The organism is Bradyrhizobium sp. JR4.1 (genome assembly GCF_040548605.1).
GTDB lineage: Bacteria > Pseudomonadota > Alphaproteobacteria > Rhizobiales > Xanthobacteraceae > Bradyrhizobium > Bradyrhizobium canariense.
In genome coordinates this window covers 1-2,254 of sequence record NZ_JBEPRY010000071.1, presented here as the reverse complement: position 1 = coordinate 2,254, position 2,254 = coordinate 1, and the positions used below count along the sequence as shown (strand labels likewise).

Below are 2,254 nucleotides of genomic sequence, written 5' to 3'. Positions count from 1 at the left end.
ACCGCACGGTCGCGGACTTCAGGCGAAAACTTGTTCGTGGTCTTGCTTGTCATGGCTCCATCCTCTCAGGAGTTGGAGCCTCCGGCAAACCCGGGTCGGTTCAAGACTTCCTGATCGAGGGAGTCCTTGATGGCGGCTCAGCGACGCCTAGTAGAAGCGGCTTGAGCCGCTACTGCCACGTGGGCGGCGCGGCGCGCATCGGGTGGGATGACCGCCGTGTGATTAGCGGGGTCATCCATATGCTGCGTTCGGGAGCGCGGTGGCGCGACCGTCCGCCGGAATACGGCCCCTAGACGACGATGTATAACCGCTTCAACCGCTCGAGCCGACAAGGCCTCTGGTCGTCGGGACTGATTGAAAAGGTTGACTTGCTAAGGGCACACCTCGGATCGTTCTAGTCGATTTGACAGCGACGCTCGCAACTTGACGATTCAGTAATTTGCTTGGTTCGCTGTCCACGGCGACTTGCCCGGCTGGAAAACCGACCCAATATCTTCGGATGTTCCATAATGAAGGTTATGCGAATCAATAAAGCTTAGAAAAATCAATGTCTTACGTGTCATTTGCGCCGCTTCACTCGAATCCAACCGCGACCGACCTTCGTTACGACGCCTTCGCCTGTCTTCGCTGTACAGTGTCCCGCTGGCGCCGCTTTCGGTCGCGCTTGCGCCGAACTGGCGGTATCGAAGGCACGGGTGACAGAGAGGTGGCCAGCGTCGGCTCCTCGACGGCGCGGACGGGAGTTAGCTCCGTTGCTTGGGCGGGTGCGGACCGCGCCTCCATAATCTCGAGAACCGAGCGCCCCTTATCTGTGACACGCCAGCCGCCGTTCATCCGCTCGATGAGACCTTGAGAAAATATATCCAAGTCGGGTACGCGGGCTGCCAATCGCTTCGTGCGTTCGGCCCAGAACAGCCAGCTCGTCATCATTATCTGATGTCACGGCGATCTTCTTGGTCGGACTGATCACGCGCAGAAAGGCGCTATTTTGCATGCCCAATACTTACCGATCGTTACACGGGCACCCTGGACCGCCGTATCTTGGGTCGACATTACACGCGCCCCTAGCTTGCAGGCGCGAGTCAGACGACGTTCACGGCTCCTCCTGAACTTATCGTTTACGATCCTGACGTACGATGACGCTCCGCAGCGCTTTTGCTGGCTTGAATCGATGTCCAACAATCGACAAGAGGTCCGCCCGTGGTCGCCCGAAGAAGAAGCCCAACTGCTTGCGCTACACGATGAGGGCATGACTGCGACCGAGCTCGGCGAGCGCTTGGGTCGCAGTCGCCAGGCCGTCTACGGTCGGTTACAACGTTTCCGCAAGCAGCGAGGCCGAGTAAGCCGCACCAACGGACGCGCCTTTGCGCAATGGATCGGTTAGCCGAGAGTCCTCCCCCGCCCTCCCCATCTTCGCGTCCTTGACTGCAGCCGCAACGCCAGGTGACGCCCTCCTGCTGGACGCTAACACTGCCATCCGGCGTGCGCCTGTACGACTGCCCAACCTGTAAGCGGTGGTTTGGCGAGATGCCGGCTGCCATAATTTGCCTGACGCGGCGTCTTTTGCAGGATCGCAAAAATCGGCAGCAGGGTGGAAATGGTCCGATCCGAGGCTCCTAAAAGTTCGGCGATTTGGTCCGCAGAGGACGACGAGATGCTTTTTCGGATGCGCGCGAGCGGAGCGTCATTCAGCGACATTGCAGCATACCTCGGCCGCAGTCAGGCATCGGTCGAAGCTCGCTATTCCAAACTAAAGAAGCAGATCAAACTGCGTGGTCGTTCCTAAAACATTGCGCCCTGCCTCCGGCGGGATACGACCTGGTGAACACACCTTGTTGCTCACTACGGTTATAACGAAACGTGCAGCCATGTGTTGCGCCCCCTACTCGGCACGAGCCTTCGCGGCGACATGCGCCCCCATGCGGCGATGGATTAATTGTGCTCCTGGCCATCCGAGTTAACAGGCCATCCAACACTCTTTGCAAAACGCGGCAGCGCGTCAATTAAATCGAGCCACATGCGTTACGTGGGGCGTCGGTCCCGCTCGCGATCCGCGACGCGGCCGCCCGGAGTTAAGGCGGTGGCCTAAAAAGGAAGGCGGGGTCGGGTCAGCGACGATCTGGACGCACGCGGAGGGGCACGACTTTATCCATGTCGCTGTGACCGGAGCGCCGGCTTTGCAGCTGCACCACCTGCTCGAGTTCGAGAGCCTCTATGGCGAGCTCATCTGCCAAGCGTTCGAAAAGTGCGCGCT

2 protein-coding genes and 1 pseudogene are annotated in these 2,254 nt (G+C 59.5%); 2 read left to right on the top strand and 1 reads right to left on the bottom strand.

Going from position 1 to position 2,254, the window contains the following annotated elements:
• Nucleotides 1-172 precede the first annotated feature (172 nt).
• Nucleotides 173-290: pseudogene (locus ABIB90_RS41510) on the top strand (transposase); the annotation flags it as partial.
• 881 nt (nucleotides 291-1,171) lie between these two features.
• Nucleotides 1,172-1,384: a helix-turn-helix domain-containing protein gene (locus ABIB90_RS41505; protein WP_157158503.1), complete on the top strand. Its 213-nt coding sequence runs from the start codon at nucleotides 1,172-1,174 to the stop codon at nucleotides 1,382-1,384.
• Nucleotides 1,385-1,464: 80 nt separating this feature from the next.
• Here ABIB90_RS41505 and ABIB90_RS41500 read toward each other — a convergent pair whose 3' ends face one another.
• A complete protein-coding gene (locus tag ABIB90_RS41500; protein ID WP_009859267.1) occupies nucleotides 1,465-1,698 on the bottom strand; it encodes a hypothetical protein in 234 nt (77 codons plus the stop codon).
• Nucleotides 1,699-2,254 lie beyond the last annotated feature (556 nt).

Bases quoted from the DNA above. Each gene is read 5' to 3' on its own strand.
- ABIB90_RS41500 (WP_009859267.1), bottom strand. From the start codon at position 1,698: ATGTCGCTGAATGACGCTCCGCTCGCGCGCATCCGAAAAAGCATCTCG.
- ABIB90_RS41505 (WP_157158503.1), top strand. From the start codon at position 1,172: ATGTCCAACAATCGACAAGAGGTCCGCCCGTGGTCGCCCGAAGAAGAA.